This is a genomic window from Clostridium estertheticum, from assembly GCF_026650985.1.
Lineage (GTDB): Bacteria > Bacillota > Clostridia > Clostridiales > Clostridiaceae > Clostridium_AD > Clostridium_AD estertheticum_C.
Window position 1 is genome coordinate 410,406 of sequence record NZ_CP086239.1, and the last position, 22,972, is coordinate 433,377.

Sequence of the window (22,972 nt, forward strand, 5' to 3'; positions counted from 1 at the left end):
GAGGTTAGACTAAAATTGTATGATGATATAATTGAAAAAGTTAAAATGGTCAAAGATGGATTTAAAGAAATAGAAAAAGAATCTATATTTATTCTCAACAATAATTCTATTAACAAATGTTTTATTATTGCAAAAGAGTTTTACTCCTCAGAATTTTATCAAGTTAGGGAGTTATCTACATTTATCTGTGGTTCGATTTCATGTGAGTTAAATGAGGCATTAGTATTTTTAAAAGAAAAAGTAAGTATAGATGCAAATTGGCGTGTTCAAGAGATTTTGGCAAAGGCTTTTGACAAATACTGTTGTGATATAGGATATGAAAATGCGTTACCCATAATTAAAGTTTGGTTAAATGATAGCAATCCAAACGTAAGGAGAGCAGTTACCGAGGGATTGAGAATATGGACAAGTAGGGATTATTTCAAACAGAATCCTAATATAGCAATAAGCTTAATATCTAATTTAAAAAATGATAAAAGTGAATATGTTAGGAAATCGGTTGGAAACGCATTAAAGGATATAAGTAAAAAACATAGTGAATTAATAAAGTTAGAACTTCAAACATGGGATTTATCACAAAAAACAATTAATCAAGTGTATAAACTTGCCAATAAACATATAAAATAGCATGTGACGAGAATTTTTGTTGTATTCTTTATGTTTGGGGGTTTCAGTAATCTTGTATAATATGAACTTTAATCATACAGAACCCAGAATTAAAAACCATTCAAGATAATTTTTTTCTTGAATGGTTTTGCTTTATTTATAACCGATATGTGCGATTTTAATTATTAAACTTTCAATCTTATATTTAATCATGTAAGTCCACAATTATCTGAAGTGTATGGGTGATTATATGGATCTTCCAGGTATTACCGCATCTAGTATTCCAATGACTATTGAAGCAAGTATAGCGCCTATTATAGATACCCTCATTCCAGGAACTAAGAATTGTGCTATATATAATATTATAACCGCTATTACAAATCCTTTTATTCCCTTTCCAAAAGGTGATGCATCAACTTTCATAAGTTTTTCCACTAAATAATCTATTAAACATATAACTACAGACGCTAATATAATTGACCGTAGACCCACAAGTACAAAGCCTGGTGTTAAAAATGACGTTATAGCTAATATAATTGAAGTTACTACAAATCTTATTATTATACTTGGTATGCCACTAAAAGTACCTTTCTTCTCTTTATTCTCCATAATTTAAATACCTCCCTGGTTAAAGTTTTGTATTTTTATATATTGTCCCAGAAGTAAAAAATTTATTATGGATTTATTTAAATTATTTCTAATATACTGTTGGTATATTTCCAGCTAATTATCCTAATGATAAAGGGAACTAATAAAATAAAAATACAATGTATGAGAATGCTTATAAACATAAAATAAATATGTTAATTATGTCAAAGGAAGGGAGCAAATTCATGAATGGGAAAAATAACATATGTATCAATAATATTTTAACACCAAAATCTTATTGGCTTGATTCAACGGATGAAACAAACTATCCAACTTTAGAAAAAGACATTAAAGTTGATATAGCAATTATAGGAGGAGGTATTACAGGAATTACAACTGCCCTCCTATTGAAAAATGAAGGTTACAAAGTTGCATTAATTGAAGCAGATAAAATAGTTCAGGGAACTACAGGACACACTACAGCTTATGTTACTTCACAACATGATATCATATATAGTAATTTAATTAACACGATGGGAATTAAGAAAGCTAAGCAATATGCAGATGCCAATGAAGGTGCCATAAATTTTATAGAAAACATGGTAAAGGAATATAACATTGATTGTGATTTTTGTAGGTTACCTGCATATATCTATACAACAGATGAAAGCTATACAGATACTATCAAGGCAGAGGCAGAAGCGGCTAAAAGCCTAGGGATAAAAGCAAAATATATTGAAAAACTAAATTTACCATTTTCAATAAGCGGGGCACTATGCTTTGAAAATCAAGCTCAATTTCACCCTAGAAAGTATCTCCTTAAAATTGCTGAAAACATTTCTGGTAATGATAGTCAAATATATGAACATACAAGAGCGGTAGATATAGAACATGATAATTTATATACTGTAATAACAGACACAGGCTTTAAAGTAATAGCTTCAAAAGTCGTTTTAGCTTCACATTTTCCATTTTATGATGGTTTGGGGTTATATTTTGCAAAACTTCGACCACAAAGATCATATGTAATATCTGCAATAATAAAGGATGAATTACCAAAGGGAACATTTGTAGATTCAGGAGAAGCAGGTTGGTATTTTCGTTCACAAAAGTATAAGGATGGTCAGATGATAATTATTGGGGGGCAAGAGCATAAGACCGCTCATGGTGGCGACATGATTAAACATTATGTTAATTTAAAAAATTATGCTGAAAAAAACTTTAATGTTGAAAAATTTTTGTATAGATGGTCAACTCAAGATTATATAACAATAGATGGTGTACCTTATGTGGGTAATCTTACTTCTACATCAGAAAATATTTATGTTGCTACAGGTTATGGTGAATGGGGCATGACCAATGGAACAGCAGCGGCGACTATACTAAGGGATATTATAGTTAAAAATGAAAGTCCTTATCAAGAAGTTTATAATCCATCACGTAAAATTTTAACTGATGGAATTAAAAACTTAGTTAAGGAAAACTTTGATGTTGCAAAGCAGCTAATAAAAGGAAAGCTTCAAGTTGGTCAATATAATTTTGATTTAAAAAATGATCAGGGAAAGATAGTAGAGATTGATGGAGAAAGGTATGGGGCATATAGAGATAAACATGGAGAACTACATATAGTTGATATAACATGTACTCATTTAGGTTGTGAACTAAAATGGAATAGTGCAGAAAAATCTTGGGATTGCCCTTGCCATGGATCGAGATTTTCTTTTGAAGGCGATATTATAGAAGGTCCAGCTGTTTGCAGGTTAAATCATTATAAAGAAAGTGATAATACAATTGATTCAAATATAATTTGATAAATAACATCAAAGATTTCTCTTTTAACAACAGGTGATAAATTAATGGATAGAGTTGGTGTTAAACTCTATCCATTAATTTTAGGCATGAAAATCCTCCATATTTTTATGTTAACAGTCATTAATACTATGCAGAATAATTACAAGCATAAAATAAAAGGTTTATTTATCTGTATTTTATTTATTCTTTGTAAATATTTTCAATAAACGTAAATAGTGATTTGCTTCACGTAAAGTATGGTCGGCTAATAATGGTATTATTATGGATTTGATTTTACATTCTAGCAATCCTTGTGTACCTTGCGATTTAAATTTGGCTATTTCAATAGTTGCTGTAAGGCTGTCCTGCGTAACTTTTGAGATTGGGATTATATTATCCATTGCCTCTTTTGACTCTGTTGTCAACTTATCAAATTCATTTCCAAAGTTATTTGCTGTATTTATAAGCTCATTTTCTGTTGGATCAAGAAGTCCACGAATAAATTTTGAGTGTTCAGCCATAATTCTATTCCAAAAAGATTCTTGCACATACATATCTTTCTCAAAGTTGATTTCCTCACGGTTTTGCAGCCTTTGAATTATCTGAAAATAAAATTTTGCCTCTCTTAATATATGGTCTATAAGCAAAGGGTAGCTACTTGTAAATATTCTACAGGATATAACTTCAGACAAAACCATAGTCTTAAACTGAGCTAAGGCTTTAATTAATACTAGTGCTCTCTGATTAAGCGTATATACTCTTTGTTCAAGTATAGGATTGCCTAGTATTGATGCATTACTGCCCATTAAACCAGCTTCTGATTTTGTCAAATTAGTTGAAATATTCACTCCTGTAAAATATGCTGAAGCCATCTCAGCGTTTAGTGTGAAAGGTGTTATTACTTCACCAGACTGTAATACACTGGGACTAACAGCACCGTTAGAAAGTGATATAGTATCTGCTAAAAGTCTGTCAAACTCTATTCTAAAGTTATTTGCCTGCTTAATATAAATTGAGTCTTTTGGTGTAAACCCTACTTCTAAAAAGAATGAGTGTTCCTTCATAATCCTTGCAAAAAAAAGATGTATTTCCAGCGATTGTCGTATGAATTCAGTACTAGATAACATAGTAAGTCCTCCTTGAAAATTTTCATTCGCTGTTATTATATTAATTGAATACAAAAAAGGTTACTTTTAACTACAATATTATATATTTTTAAGCCTCATATACAATCCTGCTTTATCTACCAAATCTTTACTTGTACCTTGCTCAACAATTGAACCATTCTCTATAACAAATATAATATCAGAATTTTCAATAGTTGTTAATCTGTGAGCAATAGCAATGGTTGTTCTGTTTTTCATTAGTGCCTCCAAACTTATCTGAATCTGATTCTCACTTTCTGTATCAAGAGCTGAAGTAGCCTCATCAAGCAGAAGTATTGGTGCATCCTTTAAGAATGCTCTTGCTATTGCTATGCGCTGTCTTTGACCACCGGAAAGATTGTTTCCACTACTTATTACTTCTGTGTTATAACCCTCAGGTAACTTTTGTATAAAGTCATGAGAATAGGCAGCTTTTGCTGCTTCTATAACTTCTTTATCTGTTGCGATTAATCTTCCAAATCGTATATTTTCCATTATTGTGCCATCAAATAGATATGCATCTTGTGGAACATAAGCTATCATATCTCTAATTTCATGTATATTATATTCACTCATGGATTTACCATTTATTGTTATAGAACCTGTAGCTATTGGATAAAATCCAAGAATAAGCTTAATTACTGTGCTTTTGCCTCCACCACTTGGACCTACAAAAGCAACATGTTGACCCTTCTTAACTGAAAGATTGATATTATTTATAATATTTTCTCTTCCTTCATAATTAAAGTATACATTTTCAAGACTTATCATTGAACTTTTATCATAACTTTGATTAGTTTTATATGTTTCTTCTTCTGGTTGTGCATCGAATACTTCAAATATACGGCTAGCGTTAGAGAGTGATTCTTGAAGGCGCGCATAACTAGTTCCTAAATTTAAAAACATCCAGTTAACACTTCCTTGAAGAGTTACAATTCCGGCAACTGTTCCCAAATCAGTCCATCCAGCCGCTGCCATAAGTACACCCGCTACAATAACTCCTATGTTACTTAAAAATGTAAATGCGAAGTTGATACTATCCATTTCTGATTGCTTACCTATGGATTTCATTCGCAAATCATTTATTTTATTATTTTGAAATTTATATCTATTTACAGCTATATATGCGCCACTAAACAATTTTAGGATCGAAAACCCTGCTAAGATATCACTTAATCTTTGTGTTAGTGTAGATGATTCTTTGTTTATTTTATCTGTTATTTTTCTGATTTTGCCAGTATATTTTAGACTTATAGAAATAGATATAAGACCTAAGATTATCAAAATGAACGCTATTTTCCACTCAAATATAAACATAGTTATCATTGATGTCATACCCATAATGAAAGTGTTAACTACAACAAATACTTGTGTGAAATATGCCGTTTTAAGTGCATCTACATTATTGCCGAGCCTCTCTATGCTGTCTCCACTATGATGTTTTTCAAAATAAGACAAATTTAGTTTCTCCATATGCCTAAAGAGCTTGCTTTTTAAATCGTACATAATGTAACGGACAATAGTAATATGGATATATCTAGGCAATGGACAAATTATCCAAATGATAATGTAAACTAAGGCCAATACTGCAGTGTTTCTAAGTTGCTGCATATTTGAATGGGTTACTGCATTCAAAACACCTTTGTTAATATTAGCTATAAGTACCTGTGTTATTGAATTTAGGATAACAGCTGCAAGTAGAGAAGTCCAATAAATAAATTGTCGTCCTTTCACCTGGGCAAAGAAGCGTTTAAGTTCTAAAATTTGCGTCGAATTTTTATTAATCATGCTGTTGCCCCCTCTCCATGAGCACCTATATGAAGCTTAGCATAGGCTGAATTCTTTGCTATAAGTTCATTATGTGTGCCATTTTCTATAATAGCCCCATTTTCAAGTACAAATATTTCATCTGCATTCTCAATAGTAGAAAGTCTATGGGCTACAATAATAAGGGTCTTATCTTTTTTAAATTTATCTAAAGCGTCCTTAATCAGTGCTTCGGACTGAGTGTCCAAGGCAGAAGTTGCTTCATCTAACAAAAGTATCGGTGAGTCTTTAAGTATAGCTCTAGCTAATGCAATTCTCTGAATCTGTCCTCCTGACAATTTTGTTCCATGTTCGCCTACAAGGGTATCATAACCATCTGTCAATTTCTCAATAAAAGCATGGGCATTAGCTTTTTTGGTAGCTTTTATTATATCTTCCATAGTAGCTTTAGGATTCCCGATAAGTATATTATCCTTAATTGAAAAAGGAAATAAGAAGGTTCGCTGTGATACATAAGATATATACTCTCTTAGGCTTTCAACTCCTAAATCCTCAATATTTTCACCACATATTTTAATGGTTCCGCCTTGTCTTTCATTAATCTTACCTATAAGTTTTAAAATTGTACTTTTTCCACTACCACTTGCACCTACAATGGCAATTGATTTTCCCTTTGTTACAATTAAATTTAATTTATTTAAAATCATACTTTTTTCATCATAAGAAAAATCAACATTTACAAATTCCACAGCTATATCATTTTTATCATAGCTGTCTTTTGTAAGTCTAATATTCCCACTTTTTTCTTGTGGTTCATCTAATATAGAAAAGAGTCTCTCTACTGAGGCCATTGCCACTTTAATATTTATTATCATAAGGTATAAATATCTCATAGGCTCAGTGAACATAGCAAAAATATTCAAGAATGCGATTAATTCACCCGCGCTCATATTTCCTTGTAAACAAAGATAGCCACCATAAATAATACTTATAATTCCAGGTAGTGTACCTGCTATGGTAATTATTGGAGTTGTTATGTATTCCTTTTTATCGTTTCTGAAGGCAATTTCTGTGGCAATTCTAATACTTTCATCATAATCATTGGCCATTTCTTCTTCCAAATTATAAGCTTTTATAATAGAAATACCATCAATTGAATTTTGTACAATATTATTAGTTTTACCTAGATATTTTACATACTCACGTTGATACTTTTTTATTGGACTTATTAGTTTCACGCTTAAAGGTACAAGTATAGGAAGTATAATAAAACTTGCTAAAAATAATCTCCAATTTAGATAAGTTAAATATGCCCCAAATCCTATAAGCATTATTGGCATATAAATCAAATTGATAAATTCATTTGCCATAAAATTCTGTACTACATTCGCATCACCTGATAGCTTGGCCAATATTTCACCAATCTTATTTTTCATAGTATAATCTGGTGGAAGCTTATTTACATAGTCCACGGTAGCACTTCGGATATCCCTCATAACACAGTTTCCATACTTACCTGTAGCATATCTGAAAAAATATTTTGAGGCTATACCTAAAATAAATACAATTAGCCCCAGTAAGATATAAGTATTGAGCCCGTGAATGCTTTTGCTTACTGCCATGTCTATGATTTTTTTCAGAAGTTGAGAAGTAAATATATTAGAGTAGGTAAGTACCAGTGTTGCAAAAATGCTTAAAGCAATCCAAAAAGCATAAATTTTAGAAAATTTAAGTATGTGCGCCCACATTTTTTTTTCATTGTCTTTGTCCATTTTATCACCCCGTTCCTACATTAGAATATTATATTATGGAATATTTGTCAATAATATTAAAAATATTACTTATTATTACTTAATATTCTATCAATACTAATCTTTGTTACATATCAATTTTTATTTATCTTTTCATAATTGTGATTAATTTTACTGAATAAATAAATCTAAATGTTTATAAGGATGATATAAATAAAGATATTTATAGTTGACATAAGTTGCTTGTAAATATAGAGCTTAATTGTAATAAATGGTATAATAATGTAAATGAGAGGGGGTAGACTATAATGAGTTGGGTTAAAAAGATTTGTTTGATAATAATTATTTTTATTGTAATTATTCTGATTAGTATTACGATATATTTATCTATTGGTACAGTGGTTGGTACGCAAAGTGTTTTTATTGACAAGATAACAAAAGACAATAAAACTCTACAAATTAATGGAATGACAAGCAACAGTGCTTTAGCCTTTAGTGGTTATAGCTACAAAGCCAAAGGAGATATTTTATATCTAAAGGTAAGATATAGTCTTGGAAGTTTCATCCATAATACTGGCGAATTTAATATTACTTTAAATAATGACCTTAAGAATGTAAATCATATATACTTACAGGGTAATAAAACAGAAGATAAAAAATTAGTTTGGACTAAATATTCTCAAGGAACACAACAAAATAGTCTACTAATACAAATGTCTACAGAAAATGTAAATTATAAATCTTCTATTCAAAAAATTAAATTTAGAATAACAAATAGGGGGAATACTCTTGTAACATTCGGATATAATTATTCTCTTGAAAAAAACAAGAATGGCAAGTGGGTTGACATTCCTTTTAAGAAAGACACTGTTTTTATTGCAGCATTGTCTCTATTAAATCCAAAGAAAAGCCGTGAAGACAGCATAATTCTAAGTATGTCTGATTTTACATTTAATGCAGGAAGCTACCGAATGAGTAAAGTTGCTTCTACTAAAGATAAAAAAAATATTATTATCAGTTGTAATTTTAATATTAATTAAAATATTCTGATGTAGTTGGTTGGGAGATGATTATAACACATTTTGTTTTTAATAGAGAACCTTAAATATCAACATTAATAATGGAGGGGTAACCAATGGAGATTATTCAATTAAAACTTAGTGTGACTAATTGCTTTTTAATAAAAACTGATAACAAATATGTTCTGATTGACACAGGATATGAATATGATTGGAATTTATTCTGTAAAAGATTAACTTCAGTTGGTGTTAGATTATCCGATATTAGTCATATTATACTAACTCATCATCATGATGATCATTGTGGATTGTTAAATAAAATATTGAAAGAGAATAATAATATTCAAGTTATAATGTCGTATCTTGCAAAAGATTTATTGCTAAAGGGAGAAAATGATCAAACACATGGTGGTGGACTCGTAAACAAACGCATAAAACAATTGATTTTTTTAAAACAAGTATATATTGGAATACATTTAAAAAAAATTATAGACAAAAAAAGTAATTTGAAATTTCCAATATATAAAGTACGAGAAAATGATATTCTTGTTGAAGAAGAAATAAGGCTCAAAGATATCGGAATTAATTTAAATGGGAAAATACTGAAAACACCTGGACATACTATAGATTCTATTTCAGTATTGTTTGATGATGGTGATTGTATAGTAGGTGATGCAGCTGCTAATATGCTCCAATTTGCTGGAACGAAATATTGTGTAATATTTATTTGTAATATTAATGAATATTATGAGAGTTGGAGAAAAATAATTTCTGAAAATTCACAACGAATATTTCCAGCACATGGGAAACCATTTTTAGTTGAAAAACTAAAAATAAATATATGGAAAAATCAGAAAAAGAACATGGTTATGAATTAGAATCGTTTTTTAAAACATTATAAGTTGAGGAGGATATATTATGAGCATAAGTAATGCATTTATGGCATTTTCTAAAGAAGCACCAGAACAACAAAAGGCATGGGGTGAATTCATTGAAAAATTGGATACTTCGTGCAAACTTGATAAGAAGACAGAAGCACTTGCTTATTTAGCTGTATTAGCTGCTGCTCGACTTGAAAGTGGTATACCATTTCATGTAAAACAGGCCAAAAAGTTAGGAGCTTCAAGGGAGGAGATTATAAGTAGCATTTTAGTTGGACTCCCTGCTGTTGGTAATATTGTTATCCAAGCATTACCTATTGCATTAGCTGCATATGATGAATAGTATGCTTAAATATTTTAATAAGGATGAATTAAAAATATTATGGATGTTGTTAAAAAAATGGCCACCTAGGATGGGTGTAATTGGACAGGATATGAGGTAAGAGTCAATATCAAAGAAAGGCAGAGGAGAAAAACATGGACAATGATAGTTGTGTAATAAACATTATCTCAGAAATATCAAAAGTGGACGAACCTGTAAGCATAAAAATAAGTGGTTTATTAAAAAAGGAAAAGGTGACAGTTCGTATTGTAAGTAATGATTACTATTGCATTAATGCTTCTGTGATCAAAGTGCCAAAGAATACATTATGGGATGCTCATGCGACTTTTATAGCGGATGAATATGGAAATGTTGATTTAGAAAATGCGGTGCCTATTGACGGTACATATAAAACGTGCAATAAAATGGGTTTGTTTTACTCTATGAAGGTAAAGGAAACTAGGCGTGGTAAGTTAATACAAAAATTAAGTGATATTAGTGAAAATATACAATTATATGCACGGTAGAGAGTAATGGTAAAGTCATTGCATCAAAGGAGCATACAAGAATATTCTGTGATGAAACTATTGAAAGTGTGGATGTAGTAGAAAAAGGCCTACTGGCACGATACTTCACTTCAAAAGGTAATATAAAGCGGCCAGCAGTAATTGTTGTAAGTGGAAGTGATGGAAGAATAGAAAAAGCACAGGCAATTGCTGAAATATTTGCTATGAAGGGTTATTCTGCATTGGCAGTTTGTTATTTCGGACTTGATGGAACACCCAAAAATCTTAATTGTGTACCACTTGAATATATTGAGAATGCTATAACATGGCTAAAAAAACAAGATACTGTTAATGAAGACAAAATAGCTATATATGGAAGGTCTAAAGGTGGAGAAATGGTTCTTTTGGCAGCATCTATATTTAAAGATATTACTTGTGTTGTTGCTAGTATGCCAAGTTGCTATTCATATGAAGGGATAAAAAAGGGCGGACTTCCTGCACATCATTCTTCATGGATGTATAAAGGTGAAGAAATTCCTTGTTTGAAATTCACTTACTCTATTATGTTTCAATTAGTAATAAAAATGTTGCAAAATAAAGAGGGTTCATTGTCATGGATGTACAAAAAGCTGATTGGTGAAGATAATACTGACAAAGCCACAATTGATGTTAATAAAATAAACGGTCCTATTCTAATGATATCATCTGAATCAGATTCCATATGGCCTTCAAAAATGCATTCAGAAATGGCCATGAAGTTACTCGAAAAATCAAAATTTAAATATGAATATAAGCATATCACCTATGAGAAATCAGGGCATATGATAACAGTGCCATTTCAGTCTATCCCATCATTAGAGGGATCACGAGTTGACATAGACAGTTGGGCAAAAGCAAATATTGATGCATGGAATGATACAATTAAATTTTTGGATAATTGGGCAAAGTAGTTTTGTTAATATAACACAATTGAGTTACATTAACATTGTAGCTATGCCAACAGTAATGAAGTCATCCTCTTTTTTTACTTTCTACAAGAGTTTAGTATTAATAGGGTTCGTCAAGGAACCAATTTTGTCGATTTCGATGCGAATGATATCACCACACTCTAAAAGTGTATCGTTTTCCATACCGCAGCAATTAGGAATTGTGCCAGTTCCCATAAACTCCCCCGCATAAACACTTTCACCTTTAGAAGCGTAGGCAACCGCCTTACCTAAAGAATGGTAAAATGAATCCAGTTGACCCTCTGCCACAATTTTATCGTTGATGATCACACGAGTTTTGAGGCTATCAATGACTGGTAATACTTCATCTGCGGTAACAACCACAGTGGAGATCGCGCTGGCAAAATCTTTTGCTTTGCAGGGTCCAAAACCAGTTTTCTTCATTTCATCAAATTGTACATTGCGAGCACTGAAATCGTTGAATACACAGAAAGCTCCGATTGCACTAAGCCCTTCTTCCTCGGTTGCATTTACAATGTCTTTCGTGATAATCATTCCGAGTTCAAGTTCGTAATCCTTTAAAGTGGCGTATTGGGGATAAGTTACTGTTTCACCATCTCCAATAAAAGACATTACGTTTCCCTTATAATATACAGGGTTATCATACCATGCTTTTTTTGGAAAAAAAGAAGGGAATGGTTTACTAAAAAGTGTTTCATACACTTTTAAGAATGGCAAAACTTTTGGCATGGTATATTTTATAAATCCACGGCCACTGTTAATGATATGCGCTTCACACAGCATAAAATCACGATATAGTAGTGGTCTGAAAGGGAGTACATCTTCACCCGCAATTAAAAGATTAGTTGTAACCTCTTTCGCTTCTTTAATCAGCTCATTGAGCTTGGGTTCTAGGAACTCTCGGTTTTTCAAGAAAGTTATGAGGTCATCTGATGCTTTTTCAAGTTCGGCACGTTCTTTTGTTCCGTCGTCAGGCACAGTGTCAAGCACAGCTCGAAATGAAATCCATTGATCTTCAGATAACAAACACAGTGTATAATTTTGCTGATTTTTAATTTTTATCTTTTTAAGTTTCATGGCAATTTCCTTTCATATATGTTTATTTTTAGTACAACTATTTTTCAATAATTTATAGATAGTTTAACATGTTCAAATAGCTATAAAAAATATCTGAAACATACGGTTTTGTAGCGCCTGTTTCAGATGTCTGTCTTTCATTAAGAAAAGCTTTCTGATCCTAATAATATTGTCATATCGATAATTTCCTTACACATATCGGCTATACGCTTTTTTATTTCTTCGATTTCCTTTTGTTCAATATTAAAAGCATGTAGGCTCATATCTAAAAAGTTGTTTATTCTTGTTTCTAAAGGAATATTCTGCTTTAAATAGCGATTTGCAATATAATTGCGCATTACTCCTTTGATAGCCAAAGTGCGTACATAATAATCTTCATAAGTAAAGTTTGGATTATATGTTTGAAATCGTATTTGTGATTTTTCTGCTGCGTGGCTTACTAATTTATCTAATATAGCATTTGAACTATATCCTTCGTAGTAAATCTCGCTTATTCGCTCATCCATTTCTACTGCTTGCAACTCCACAGCACACATGAATGCATATTGAAAAACAGGACTTTCTTTTCCTTCGAAATGCTCACCGACCAATTTATCACAAGCATCGAATATGTCTAACACAAGTGATTGAAATATTTCTTCTTTATTTTTAAAAAAATAATAAATACTTCCGATTAAAATTCCTGATTTATCTACAATCTGTCTAATTGTAGTCTTCTTATAACCTTGTTGAATAAAAAGGTCTTTTGCACTAATTAATATCTTTTGTCTTACTTCATTCATTAACTATCACCTCATAAATATTTGAACATGTTTAATAAAATTATTATATGCTTTGAATTTGATTACGTCAAGGTATTTTAAACATGTTCAATGAAATGATCATATTAAAACATTGACTTGAGTCAGTCATAAGGATAAAATAATAGATGACTGACTTAAGTCAAAAAAACATTCGGGGGGTAAAACATGTTAAAAATTAATGAAATCGAAACAGAAAGTGTAAAAAAATTATTATTCAAATTCTCTATTCCATCTATAATAGCCATGCTTGCTAATGCACTATACAATATTTGCGACAAAGTATTTGTAGGTATTGGCGTTGGTGTCTTGGGGATTTCAGCTATAAGCATATCTTATACTGTAACCTTAGCAATAATGGGATTTTCAATGTTAGTGGGTTTAGGAGCAACTTCATTAGTATCAATAAAATTAGGAGAGCATAATATTGAAAAATGCGAAATTATAGTTGGAAATACATTTACATTATCGTTTATAGTCTCTATTATTTTAATGATTCTAGGATATAGTTTTCTGACACCTATGCTTTCTATATTTGGGGCAAGTGGCAAAGTTCTAGAGTATGCAAAAATATATACGGGGATTTTATTAATAGGAACTCCTTTTCAAATTTTAAGTTATTCCATGAATAATATTTTAAAAGGGCAAGGAAAAGCTAAAAGAGCTATGCTAAACTTTCTTATATCAATTATTCTAAATGTAATATTTAATCCTTTGTTTATTTTTGTGTTTCATTTAGGAATTGCGGGGTCTGCACTGGCAACTATACTCTCTACAGCAATAGGAACAATTTTTTCTACATCACCATATTTTTTAAAGAATGCTTTAATCAAAATTCGATATAAAAATTTGAAACTCAGAAAAGATATTATTAGTTCTTCGCTATCTATAGGGGTTTCCGGTTTTGTAATGCAGCTGTCCATGAGTCTTATTACTATTCTTTTTAATAAACAGTGTTTGCATTATGGTGGTAATATTGCTGTAGCTGCGTATGGAATTATAAACAGTCTTATTATGCTTATATACATGCCTATATATGGAATAAATCAAGGCGTTCAGCCTATAATAGGATACAATTATGGAGCTAAGAAATATGATAGGGTACGAGATTCACTTAAATTGTCTATTATAGCTGCAAGCATTATATCCTCAATTGGATTTATTATTTTTCAATTATTTAGTAAAAATATTTTTATTTTATTTGGGAAAAATAGTTCGCAGTTAATAGCTATTGGAACTCCAGCTATGAAAATATTCTCTATAAGCACACCAATAATAGGATTTATTATAATAGGGCTAAGCTATTTCCAATACATTGGGAAAGCAGGATATTCTATAGTTTTAAGTTTGCTTCGTCAAATTGTAATAATAGTGCCACTTATTATTATTCTACCAAGATTCATAGGTATAAATGGAATATGGGTTTCAACGCCTATTACAGATTTTATTGTAACTGTAGTTATGTTAATATTAATATGTCCTGAGATTAAGCGTTTAAATATTAAAATGACAGGTACATTATAATAAACTTTATTTAATTGACTTATGTCAATCGATTTAATATAATAACCTTAACAGGAAGAAAGGGGGTTTTTATTTGAGAATTTCAAAAGATCCAAAAGAAAGAAAAGATGAGCTTATGGATGCCGCAGAAGAACTTTTTTCAACAGTAGGATACAATGGAATTTCGGTAAGCGATATAGTAAAAAAAGTAGCAGTATCACAGGGAACATTTTATTACTATTTTAAATCCAAGGAAGATATGTTTATCGATATATTTGCAAGGAATTCTGAGGTGTTGATTAATAAGCTTCAGGAAGAAACAAAAGATAATAATATTAATGCGCTTCAAAAGTTAATAAGAGTGGTTGAAATATATGCTCAATCAAAGGAAAATAAGGAAGGGAATAAACTCGTTGAAGCACTTCATTATGATGAAAATACGAGTTTACATCATAAAGTTATTGTCCAGGGAATAACTAGTAAACTTCCTGTTTTTACTGATATTATAATACAGGGAGTGGAGGAAGGTATATTTCATACAGAATATCCAAGAGAAGTCGCAGAATTCATGCTGACGGAATTTGGTTTTGTACTTGATCCGGGAGTCTTTGGGTTTAATAAAGAACAAATTATAAAGAAATCAGAGGCTTTAACTGATATGATAGAGAAAATTTTAGGATTACCTAAAGGTAGTCTTGTAATATCATTATAATTAATACAGTATATAAATATTGTAGTTATGTTTAATAGGTAATTCGTTTTTAGTTTTATAAAAGACATACAAAATAATTTTAAAATTATCTTGTATGCCTTTTTAACATTAATAAAAGATAAAAATAATCATGTTAATATAAGTTCAAAGAAAATATAATATTTATATTAAGCGCAATCTAAAAGACTATCATTAAGACTACCACCTGCAACTGGATAACCAAGAATATATTTGTGATCTCCCATAACTTTATCAATACTGGTTCTTTCTTCCCATGCACCGTTAAAAAGAATTATTGTTCCACTTATATTGTTTTCATTAAGTGTTTTTACTGCACCTTCTAATTTGCCCATAGATACGCTTATTAAAATAAAATCGATGTTAATCAAGTCCGTAGCTGTTTTCATTTGCAAAAGACTCCTTTAATAGATACCATTCTTCATTTTACTTTTAGTAATAATACTTCCTAGGATCCAAAGAGCAATAATCCAAATAAGTAAATATATAAGCTGTCCTTTAAATTCTAAAATGCCATTACCTTTTTCTATGCCATGAATCAAAGTCATATACGATTTTTGTGGGAAAATGCTACAAAGTGTATCAAGAACTTTGTTATTGTTAGTAAATGAAATAAAACAGCCTGCTAATACACATGTTATCAAAGAAATTCCACTTGCGGCTAAAGAGATATCTCTATCTAATACTGCTGTCATAAATAAAGCAAATGCAGTTGACAAAGCAGAAAGAATGATCATCAGTATTGCTAACATTCCAAAACTATATCCAATATTTATTCTAAAGCACACACTTATTATAGTAACTGCTAAATATGATGGTATAAAAAGGCATGAAAATGTAAACATTCCCTGGGAAAAAAGATATTTCTTTTCATTTACTGGTGCTGTCAATATTCTTCTAAATGTTTTTAGATTTCTATCTTCTTCAAAAAGTGTTGTAAGTGCAACCCCCTGCATTAACAAAAGCATTAGGATAAATCCTAAAATATTGGTTCCAATACCTCTTTCAGCTCTTATTTCATCTTCGCCTTTATAACTCGCAGGTATTTTGCCAGATTTAAAAAAGTTTTCTATTATTTTTTTATCCTCTTCACTTTTTAAGGTTGTTACCTCATAATTCCCATCATTTTTTTCTTCCACAATAGCAACATATTGGCCTAACACAAGATCGGCTTCAGTTGGCTTTTTACTCACTACTTGAACATCATATCTACTATCTTGCGGAATATTCTTTACATTATTTGAAAGAAAAGCAATGCTTTCTTTTGATATCGCTTTGTTTGAAAATATTACAGCAATACCAATCATAATTGGTATAACTACCACTGCAACTATAATTATTGATTTCTTGGATAAGATTCTGTCTAATTTATTTTTAAATAGATTAATTATATTCATTATACATATTCCTCCGGTTTAAAGGTGATTTGACATATTATGATACAAATAACAGTAGCAATTAAAAGAAATGCAAGTACAGGTAGGTATATACTGAAGTCATTATCATAAATTATACGAATAGCACATTCATTAACCCACTTAATTGGAGATAAATTTGACATTCGCGCTACTGCCTTTCCAAGTCGGTGTGCACCAAAAATTATTCCTCCGAAAAATATAAATAATGTTAATGGAATTTGCATAATACTATTTGCGCCTTCTTCGCTTTTGAAAAGGCAGCAAAACATGGTACCTAAACTGCAACCAAATAAAGCTAGTATATTGATTAATAACATAATATAAATAATATTATTCCCACCAAAGTTAATGTGCAATAAATATTGTCCTATAAGGATCAAAACGCTGTATGAAATTGTGCCCAAAATATAAGTGGATATTAATTTAGATAAATATATTGATGTTTTTGAAACTGGAGCATATATGATACGACTGTTTCCACTTTTGACCTTTTCCTCCATAAATGCATTAGTAGCTGTCATTGCAATTAATAAAGCTACAAGAATCATCATCTTTATTCCATAATAATCATAGTAACTCATGTTTCCTGAACCAAAAACGTTGCTCATTACAAAACCCATGACTCCGATGAGTATTAATGGAAATATTGTATTTATTATTAGCAGCATTGGATTTCTAATAATATTCATAAAATCAAATTTTAACATTTTTATAAAGTTCATAATTTTCCCCTCTAATCTCTTAAATTCCTTCCAGTTAACTCTAAGAATACAGTTTCTAGTGATGCCTTTTTACTGTTCAGACTTTCAATTTTACAACCCTTTGATGTTATAACTGATATAATTTCATTGATATTGTCTTTTGAATTTTCTATAGTTATTTCAATAATATTCTGTGATATTTTAACTTTTGTTACGCCATTAATTAAATAAAACTCCTTATTGCTTAACTTATTTAAATTATCCACGCAAAAGGAATAGGTAATTTCATCGTTTACTTTCTGCTTTAACTCTTCTTTTGTGCCTTCTGCAATAATCTTTCCACCGTCCATAATAATTATCCGATCACAAATTTCTTCGACTTCTTCCATGTAATGCGTAGAATAGATAACAGTTGCACCTTGATTTTTTAAAGTATTGATAGATTCTAATATATGATTCCTTGATTGCGGATCTATACCGACCGTGGGTTCATCCATGATAATAAGTTGTGGTCCATGGGCAATGGCACAGGCAATATTTAATCTTCTTTTCATTCCGCCGGAAAAACTTTTAGGTTTTTCATCTTTTCTATCATAAAGACCTACTAATTCTAAAGCTTCCTTAACCTGTTTATTTAATTGATCTCCTTTGAGTTTATAGAGACTTGCAAAGAAATGTACATTTTTCTCCGCGGAGATTTCCTCATAAATGGCTAAGTCTTGGGGAACTATTCCAATTTCTTGTTTGATGAATTTCGCATCCCTTTTTAAATCATGCCCTAAGATAGTTATTTGACCATTATCAGGTGATAATATGGTAGCCAAAATATTTATAATTGTGCTTTTGCCTGCTCCATTAGGGCCTAAGAGACCAAGGATTTCCCCTTTATGAACTACAAAGTCCACTCCATCAATAGCTTTTTTAGTATGGTAACTTTTTTCTAAATTCTTAACTGTAACAACATTATTCATTTTTATACTATCTCCTCTCAATTCTTCTTCGTTCAAATTCCTTTAATGCTCTTGTTTGATCCTCATTAAGTTCTTCTTCTGAACTGGCATTTTCTTCAAACCCATCCTGTTCTTCACCATCAAAACGATACATTTTCTTTAATAGGGTCCACAATATCTCCATTTCTTCTGTTGTAAAATTTTCAAAAACATCTGCAAAAAAGTTCAATGATTTTTCAGCACAAGCAATCATAGTCTGTTTTCCGAGTTCCGTAATTTTAACATTCACAGCACGTTTGTCTTGTCTGCTTGGTGAAGTGATTACGTAAGCTTTATTTTCTAAAATGGTTATGACTTGTTTCACACTCTGCTTTGTGGTACCTAGCTTTCTTGCAATATTATTGAGTGTAGTTTCATCTTCTGGTAAATGAATAATTGCAATCATCACCATCATCTGTCTTGACGTTAGGACCTCAAAATACCTATCTCCTTGTACCTGAAGCTTATTGGTAACAGAAAAAAGTGTTGCGTAAGTTTGTTGCATTAAAAATAACTCTCTGTAAGTATCCATTAATATCTCCTTTATCGACAATATACTGTCTAAATTAATAATAGCAAAATATTTCATAATTGTCAATATACTGTCTATTATTAATTTGTTACAATGACATTGATTATCAATAAGAATTTCTATATAATATAAATAAAGGATAAATTTTATAATTCATGGTGGAATGATGTGGTGAATACTATGATTTTAAGCTTATAATTACTGAAATAAAATGACCATATTAGGTCACTTACGATCTAAAGACTAGCTATTATATATGTGAAAATAGAAAAGGAGGAGAATCACATGAAATTTGAAGCCATTGGTAACCCTAACGGTCCCAAGGTATTACTTATACATGCTATGTTTATGACATCTAAGAGTTTTTTAAATTTGGTAGAATATTTAAAAGAAGATTATTTTATAATTATGCCTACGTTAGATGGACATGATGTAGAGGAAAGTTCCACCTTTTTATCTATTGATGATGAAGTAGAGAAAATATTGATTTATTTGAAGGAAAATAATGTTGACGAATTAGATTTTATATTAGGTACATCTTTGGGTGCAATAATTGCATTTGAGGTATATCATCGAAATATAGTGCATATAAATAAAGTATTTTTGGATGGAGGACCATTTTTAAAATTTGGTTCATTATTTCAGAGGATTGCAATGAAGAAATTTTGGCGTATTTGCTATTTAATGAGACTAAGTCCCCAAAATGGTACTAAAAGATTAGACAAATTATTCCCTGGTTTAGGTAAACTGATGTCTAATGTGTGTTGCTATATAAGTAAGGAAAGTGTTGAAAATCTGTCTCGAGCATGCTATAGCTTTCCATTACCGAAGTTAGATGAAACAGCACAGAAATCAGTTACTTTTATATACGGAACCAAGGAACCAGCACGTATATGCATATTTCGATTAAAAAAATATAAATACAGTAATATTTTGAAAAAAATAAGTTATAGTCATTGTGAATATTTGTTAAATCATCCGAAAGAATATGCGGAAATGCTTAAAAAATAGTTTATACAACTATGAAAAAAAACATAACATTTATTCGTAAGGCAAATTAGTAAATGGCAATAATTACTGCGATATGTGATTAAAACGGATAAAATAAATATACGTGTAAAGGATGGTGTTAAGATGCAATTTTATGAATTTGGAAAAGAAGGTAATCTGACTGCTTTGTTGATTCACGGTACAGCCTCTAGCTGGCAAGGGGAATTTGCTGAGGTAATTGATGGACTTGCAGAAGATTACAGAATTATCTGCGTCGGTTTTGATGGACACGATAAAAATGATCATAATACGTTTCGGCATATTAACGACCAGATACTTGGAATAGAAAAATATATTAAAGAACATTATAACGGACATTTATACGGTGTATACGGAACTTGCAGAAGATTACAGAATTATCTGCGTCGGTTTTGATGGACACGATAAAAATGATCATAATACGTTTCGGCATATTAACGACCAGATACTTGGAATAGAAAAATATATTAAAGAACATTATAACGGACATTTATACGGTGTATACGGATCATCTTTAGGAGGCTCGGTTCTTGGAAAGCTGCTTGAAAGAAAAAATGTACAAATTGATATTGCAATAACGGGTAGTACCGACTTTGAGCAAAAGGCTAATCCGTGGGCCACCTTATCGGCTGCGTTAATTACCCCGCTTTTCTATTACTTAATTAAGGCCAAGCATCCTATTAAAATTCTTAGAAATTTTTTGGATAAAATGTATGGCGATTCCTCAAAAGTATTGGGAGTAATGTATAAAGGCATCTCATACAAGTCATTATACAACGTCTATTATACGGATTTAGTAACTCCTGTGGCAGATAATATAGTTTTACAAAATACTAAAATCTACTGCACTTATGGTACTAAGGAGGATACCAAAACGTTGACCAGACGTTATATTCAGCATTTTCCTAAAGCTGAACTGGTTGCCTTGGGGGGGATGCATCATGAAGAATTTCTTGTATTTAATCCGGATGAGTGGATTGATATGATAAAACATCTTTTAAAACGGGAAGCATATTCGTATCCGAATGGGTAATGTACGATAGATTATATAGGACGAGAATTAACGCTTATAATAGGAATGATAGATTTTCATTATCTATTAAAATAGTTAAAAAGACATAAAAATTATATTAAATTGGAAATAAGTTAATTGTTACATACAATGGTATAATTTATTAGAACTACTAAAATTATAAGGATGCATTTACTGGTAAAGTAGTTTTAGGCGAATTGGTTATAGCTGCGGAAAGGACGAGCAATGTTAATTTCTGGAAAACATTAAAAAAGGTGGGAAAAAAGATGAAAGAAATATTTAAACAAATACCATTGTACAGATTTATAATGTTTTGTAATGACACAAATATGGACAAAGAAGTATTAGATTGTGGAGCAGGAGGAGATTGCCCACCACTAAGTTTATTTTTAGAATGTGGATACTTAACACATGGGGTAGAATTTAATACTAAACAATTAGAAGAATCTAATATTTATTCAAAGAAAAAAGAACAAAATTTGAATATTGAAAAAGGTGATATGAGACAATTAAAATTTAAAGATGAGTCATTAAGTTTTGTTTATTCATATAACTCCGTATTTCACATGACAAAAGCAGATATATCAAAATCTATCAGTGAAATGAAACGGGTATTAAAACCTAATGGGTTACTTTTTGTTAATTTTCTAAGCACAAAAGATTCTCGGTGTGGACAAGGCATAGCCGTTGGAGAAAATGAGTATGAACAGATGGATGATTTTCCTGTGATACACTCGTATTGTGAAGAATATGAAGCAGATAAATATTTCTACGATATGGAGATATTATATAAAGAAAATAGAGTTCTAGAAAGAATATATGAAGGAGAAAAAATACGCCAGGGATTTATTGATTATATAGTTAAAAAGACATTGCTGCCTTTTTAACTAACAAAAAAACCTTATATATGTCTGCTTTTTATTGGTTTAATAAGCTCCCAATAAATCAAATTTTGGTCCCTATTAAATTCTTTCATACCAACCTTTTCTAATATCCGTGCAGAAGGGTTGTTACTAATCAAACAATCTGCTTTAATAATTTTAACACTATCTTGAGAAATGGCCCAATTTATAATTGCTTTTAGTGCTTCAAAACCGAAACCATTTCTTCTTTCATGTTCTACTAACCCAAAACCGACTTCAACTTCACTTTTTTCATTAGGTTTTCCGTGAAAACCTATATCGCCAACTACTTGCATAGTATCTTTTTTTACAATCATCCAAAATTCGAATCCAGTCGGGATCCTATCTTTTTCTAAGGATTTATTAACAATAGGTAATATGTCCATTGTATCCTTAGTAGGCCATTGCTCATCTGTTTTTATTCCGAGCTTTTCGATTTCGTTACTACTTCCATCTAATAAAGAGTTAGTAAGTTCAAATGTTACTGGTATTAATATTAATCTGTCTGTAAGTATGTTTTTTAAATCCATTTTATTTTCCACCTTTCAATTTAAAATAATTTGATAGAATTAAAGGTGGAGTAATACCTATAAATTTAATTTAGGTAGTAAACCACCTCATAGAAATTACATTTATAACATTTTCCATAGAATCAACCCCTAACATTATTATTTTAAAAGGATATATCTTTAACTTTTTATCCTTTCATGTAAATTATACTAAATGAACAATTAAATGTAAATAGGGTATATTATATTGGATATTAGTTAAAGAGTAAGATTTATAGGGGGATCATTTAGAAATTATAATAATATCAACACTATTTGTTAACGTAGCCTAAGGTTAAAGAAAGTAGTTAACTATTGTATATAATGGTATAATTTATTATAGTTACATAACAATAGCAATATATA

25 protein-coding genes are annotated in these 22,972 nt (G+C 30.6%); 13 read left to right on the plus strand and 12 right to left on the minus strand.

Annotated features, from left to right (window positions below):
* Positions 1-15: 15 nt before the first annotated feature.
* Complete coding sequence (locus LL038_RS01955) at positions 16-627, plus strand: DNA alkylation repair protein (RefSeq protein ID WP_375293032.1); 612 nt, start codon at positions 16-18, stop codon at positions 625-627.
* 225 nt (positions 628-852) lie between these two features.
* On the opposite strand, the gene LL038_RS01960 is transcribed toward LL038_RS01955, so the two are convergent.
* Positions 853-1,215 carry a phage holin family protein gene (locus LL038_RS01960; protein WP_071613537.1) on the minus strand — a complete coding sequence of 121 codons (363 nt, stop codon included), beginning with the start codon at positions 1,213-1,215 and terminating at the stop codon, positions 853-855.
* A 224-nt stretch (positions 1,216-1,439) separates the two neighbouring features.
* On the opposite strand from LL038_RS01960, the gene LL038_RS01965 reads away from it, so the two are divergent.
* Complete coding sequence (locus LL038_RS01965; protein WP_216125506.1) at positions 1,440-3,005, plus strand: FAD-dependent oxidoreductase; 1,566 nt, start codon at positions 1,440-1,442, stop codon at positions 3,003-3,005.
* Positions 3,006-3,182: 177 nt separating this feature from the next.
* Here the strand turns inward: LL038_RS01965 and LL038_RS01970 are convergent, their stop codons facing one another.
* The 3 genes from LL038_RS01970 to LL038_RS01980 form a co-directional block, all read right to left on the minus strand.
* Entirely contained in the window at positions 3,183-4,112 is a 930-nt protein-coding gene (locus LL038_RS01970; protein WP_216125508.1) for a DUF2935 domain-containing protein, read from the minus strand.
* Between the two features lie 78 nt (positions 4,113-4,190).
* Positions 4,191-5,918, minus strand: coding sequence for an ABC transporter ATP-binding protein (locus tag LL038_RS01975; RefSeq protein WP_216125513.1), 1,728 nt, complete (start codon positions 5,916-5,918; stop codon positions 4,191-4,193).
* On the minus strand, positions 5,915-7,669 hold the full coding sequence (locus tag LL038_RS01980) for an ABC transporter ATP-binding protein (protein ID WP_216125516.1): 1,755 nt from the start codon (positions 7,667-7,669) through the stop codon (positions 5,915-5,917). Before LL038_RS01980 ends, LL038_RS01975 begins: the two co-directional genes overlap by 4 nt.
* Positions 7,670-7,956: 287 nt before the next feature.
* Here LL038_RS01980 and LL038_RS01985 point away from each other — a divergent pair, with 287 nt between their 5' ends.
* From LL038_RS01985 to LL038_RS02005, 5 genes are all read left to right on the plus strand, one after another.
* The gene (locus LL038_RS01985) at positions 7,957-8,688 is read left to right on the plus strand and encodes an immunoglobulin-like domain-containing protein (protein ID WP_216125519.1); all 732 of its coding nucleotides are present in this window, start codon (positions 7,957-7,959) and stop codon (positions 8,686-8,688) included.
* Positions 8,689-8,783: 95 nt separating this feature from the next.
* Positions 8,784-9,545, plus strand: coding sequence for an MBL fold metallo-hydrolase (locus tag LL038_RS01990; protein WP_216125523.1), 762 nt, complete (start codon positions 8,784-8,786; stop codon positions 9,543-9,545).
* Positions 9,546-9,585: 40 nt separating this feature from the next.
* Positions 9,586-9,891, plus strand: a complete 306-nt coding sequence (locus tag LL038_RS01995; RefSeq protein ID WP_216125525.1) for a carboxymuconolactone decarboxylase family protein — start codon at positions 9,586-9,588, stop codon at positions 9,889-9,891.
* A 134-nt stretch (positions 9,892-10,025) separates the two neighbouring features.
* Entirely contained in the window at positions 10,026-10,397 is a 372-nt protein-coding gene (locus tag LL038_RS02000) for an acyl-CoA thioesterase/BAAT N-terminal domain-containing protein (protein WP_253200322.1), read from the plus strand.
* 68 nt (positions 10,398-10,465) lie between these two features.
* Positions 10,466-11,326 carry an acyl-CoA thioester hydrolase/BAAT C-terminal domain-containing protein gene (locus tag LL038_RS02005; RefSeq protein WP_268055977.1) on the plus strand — a complete coding sequence of 287 codons (861 nt, stop codon included), beginning with the start codon at positions 10,466-10,468 and terminating at the stop codon, positions 11,324-11,326.
* A gap of 81 nt (positions 11,327-11,407) precedes the next feature.
* Here LL038_RS02005 and LL038_RS02010 read toward each other — a convergent pair whose 3' ends face one another.
* Both LL038_RS02010 and LL038_RS02015 read right to left on the minus strand, forming a co-directional pair.
* Positions 11,408-12,421 carry a fumarylacetoacetate hydrolase family protein gene (locus LL038_RS02010; protein ID WP_216125527.1) on the minus strand — a complete coding sequence of 338 codons (1,014 nt, stop codon included), beginning with the start codon at positions 12,419-12,421 and terminating at the stop codon, positions 11,408-11,410.
* Between the two features lie 140 nt (positions 12,422-12,561).
* Complete coding sequence (locus LL038_RS02015) at positions 12,562-13,203, minus strand: TetR/AcrR family transcriptional regulator (protein ID WP_216125529.1); 642 nt, start codon at positions 13,201-13,203, stop codon at positions 12,562-12,564.
* 186 nt (positions 13,204-13,389) lie between these two features.
* On the opposite strand from LL038_RS02015, the gene LL038_RS02020 reads away from it, so the two are divergent.
* Both LL038_RS02020 and LL038_RS02025 read left to right on the plus strand, forming a co-directional pair.
* Positions 13,390-14,745, plus strand: a complete 1,356-nt coding sequence (locus tag LL038_RS02020) for an MATE family efflux transporter (RefSeq protein ID WP_216125530.1) — start codon at positions 13,390-13,392, stop codon at positions 14,743-14,745.
* Positions 14,746-14,818: 73 nt separating this feature from the next.
* Positions 14,819-15,436: a TetR/AcrR family transcriptional regulator gene (locus tag LL038_RS02025; RefSeq protein ID WP_216125531.1), complete on the plus strand. Its 618-nt coding sequence runs from the start codon at positions 14,819-14,821 to the stop codon at positions 15,434-15,436.
* 167 nt (positions 15,437-15,603) lie between these two features.
* Here the strand turns inward: LL038_RS02025 and LL038_RS02030 are convergent, their stop codons facing one another.
* Genes LL038_RS02030 through LL038_RS02050 form a run of 5 tightly spaced genes read right to left on the minus strand, consistent with a single transcriptional unit; the run spans position 15,604 to position 19,094 of the window.
* Positions 15,604-15,843, minus strand: a complete 240-nt coding sequence (locus LL038_RS02030) for a hypothetical protein (protein WP_216125532.1) — start codon at positions 15,841-15,843, stop codon at positions 15,604-15,606.
* A gap of 15 nt (positions 15,844-15,858) precedes the next feature.
* Positions 15,859-16,851 carry an ABC transporter permease gene (locus tag LL038_RS02035; RefSeq protein ID WP_216125534.1) on the minus strand — a complete coding sequence of 331 codons (993 nt, stop codon included), beginning with the start codon at positions 16,849-16,851 and terminating at the stop codon, positions 15,859-15,861.
* The gene (locus LL038_RS02040; protein WP_216125536.1) at positions 16,851-17,594 is read right to left on the minus strand and encodes an ABC transporter permease; all 744 of its coding nucleotides are present in this window, start codon (positions 17,592-17,594) and stop codon (positions 16,851-16,853) included. The genes LL038_RS02035 and LL038_RS02040 overlap by 1 nt, the downstream gene beginning before the upstream one ends.
* Positions 17,595-17,605: 11 nt before the next feature.
* Positions 17,606-18,544, minus strand: a complete 939-nt coding sequence (locus LL038_RS02045; RefSeq protein ID WP_216125539.1) for an ABC transporter ATP-binding protein — start codon at positions 18,542-18,544, stop codon at positions 17,606-17,608.
* A 7-nt stretch (positions 18,545-18,551) separates the two neighbouring features.
* Positions 18,552-19,094, minus strand: a complete 543-nt coding sequence (locus LL038_RS02050; protein WP_071613530.1) for a MarR family winged helix-turn-helix transcriptional regulator — start codon at positions 19,092-19,094, stop codon at positions 18,552-18,554.
* Positions 19,095-19,379: 285 nt separating this feature from the next.
* Between LL038_RS02050 and LL038_RS02055 the strand changes: the two genes are divergently transcribed.
* The 4 genes from LL038_RS02055 to LL038_RS02070 all read left to right on the plus strand — a co-directional run bounded on the left by LL038_RS02055 (position 19,380) and on the right by LL038_RS02070 (position 22,043).
* Complete coding sequence (locus LL038_RS02055) at positions 19,380-20,105, plus strand: alpha/beta fold hydrolase (RefSeq protein ID WP_216125541.1); 726 nt, start codon at positions 19,380-19,382, stop codon at positions 20,103-20,105.
* Positions 20,106-20,228: 123 nt separating this feature from the next.
* Positions 20,229-20,519 (plus strand): alpha/beta fold hydrolase, encoded by a 291-nt coding sequence (locus LL038_RS02060; RefSeq protein ID WP_268055978.1) that lies wholly within the window; start codon positions 20,229-20,231, stop codon positions 20,517-20,519.
* Complete coding sequence (locus LL038_RS02065) at positions 20,470-21,156, plus strand: hypothetical protein (RefSeq protein ID WP_268055979.1); 687 nt, start codon at positions 20,470-20,472, stop codon at positions 21,154-21,156. Before LL038_RS02060 ends, LL038_RS02065 begins: the two co-directional genes overlap by 50 nt.
* 266 nt (positions 21,157-21,422) lie before the next feature.
* Positions 21,423-22,043, plus strand: coding sequence for a class I SAM-dependent methyltransferase (locus tag LL038_RS02070; protein WP_216125545.1), 621 nt, complete (start codon positions 21,423-21,425; stop codon positions 22,041-22,043).
* A gap of 14 nt (positions 22,044-22,057) precedes the next feature.
* Here the strand turns inward: LL038_RS02070 and LL038_RS02075 are convergent, their stop codons facing one another.
* On the minus strand, positions 22,058-22,588 hold the full coding sequence (locus LL038_RS02075; RefSeq protein WP_216125547.1) for a GNAT family N-acetyltransferase: 531 nt from the start codon (positions 22,586-22,588) through the stop codon (positions 22,058-22,060).
* Positions 22,589-22,972 lie beyond the last annotated feature (384 nt).

Excerpts from the sequence above, each read along its gene's own strand:
- LL038_RS01960 (WP_071613537.1), bottom strand. The coding sequence starts at position 1,215 with ATGGAGAATAAAGAGAAGAAAGGTACTTTTAGTGGCATACCAAGTATA.
- LL038_RS01965 (WP_216125506.1), top strand. The coding sequence starts at position 1,440 with ATGAATGGGAAAAATAACATATGTATCAATAATATTTTAACACCAAAA.
- LL038_RS01970 (WP_216125508.1), bottom strand. The coding sequence starts at position 4,112 with ATGTTATCTAGTACTGAATTCATACGACAATCGCTGGAAATACATCTT.
- LL038_RS01975 (WP_216125513.1), bottom strand. The coding sequence starts at position 5,918 with ATGATTAATAAAAATTCGACGCAAATTTTAGAACTTAAACGCTTCTTT.
- LL038_RS01980 (WP_216125516.1), bottom strand. The coding sequence starts at position 7,669 with ATGGACAAAGACAATGAAAAAAAAATGTGGGCGCACATACTTAAATTT.
- LL038_RS01985 (WP_216125519.1), top strand. The coding sequence starts at position 7,957 with ATGAGTTGGGTTAAAAAGATTTGTTTGATAATAATTATTTTTATTGTA.
- LL038_RS01990 (WP_216125523.1), top strand. The coding sequence starts at position 8,784 with ATGGAGATTATTCAATTAAAACTTAGTGTGACTAATTGCTTTTTAATA.
- LL038_RS01995 (WP_216125525.1), top strand. The coding sequence starts at position 9,586 with ATGAGCATAAGTAATGCATTTATGGCATTTTCTAAAGAAGCACCAGAA.
- LL038_RS02000 (WP_253200322.1), top strand. The coding sequence starts at position 10,026 with ATGGACAATGATAGTTGTGTAATAAACATTATCTCAGAAATATCAAAA.
- LL038_RS02010 (WP_216125527.1), bottom strand. The coding sequence starts at position 12,421 with ATGAAACTTAAAAAGATAAAAATTAAAAATCAGCAAAATTATACACTG.
- LL038_RS02015 (WP_216125529.1), bottom strand. The coding sequence starts at position 13,203 with ATGAATGAAGTAAGACAAAAGATATTAATTAGTGCAAAAGACCTTTTT.
- LL038_RS02020 (WP_216125530.1), top strand. The coding sequence starts at position 13,390 with ATGTTAAAAATTAATGAAATCGAAACAGAAAGTGTAAAAAAATTATTA.
- LL038_RS02030 (WP_216125532.1), bottom strand. The coding sequence starts at position 15,843 with ATGAAAACAGCTACGGACTTGATTAACATCGATTTTATTTTAATAAGC.
- LL038_RS02035 (WP_216125534.1), bottom strand. The coding sequence starts at position 16,851 with ATGAATATAATTAATCTATTTAAAAATAAATTAGACAGAATCTTATCC.
- LL038_RS02040 (WP_216125536.1), bottom strand. The coding sequence starts at position 17,594 with ATGAACTTTATAAAAATGTTAAAATTTGATTTTATGAATATTATTAGA.
- LL038_RS02045 (WP_216125539.1), bottom strand. The coding sequence starts at position 18,544 with ATGAATAATGTTGTTACAGTTAAGAATTTAGAAAAAAGTTACCATACT.
- LL038_RS02050 (WP_071613530.1), bottom strand. The coding sequence starts at position 19,094 with ATGGATACTTACAGAGAGTTATTTTTAATGCAACAAACTTACGCAACA.
- LL038_RS02055 (WP_216125541.1), top strand. The coding sequence starts at position 19,380 with ATGAAATTTGAAGCCATTGGTAACCCTAACGGTCCCAAGGTATTACTT.
- LL038_RS02060 (WP_268055978.1), top strand. The coding sequence starts at position 20,229 with ATGCAATTTTATGAATTTGGAAAAGAAGGTAATCTGACTGCTTTGTTG.
- LL038_RS02070 (WP_216125545.1), top strand. The coding sequence starts at position 21,423 with ATGAAAGAAATATTTAAACAAATACCATTGTACAGATTTATAATGTTT.
- LL038_RS02075 (WP_216125547.1), bottom strand. The coding sequence starts at position 22,588 with ATGGATTTAAAAAACATACTTACAGACAGATTAATATTAATACCAGTA.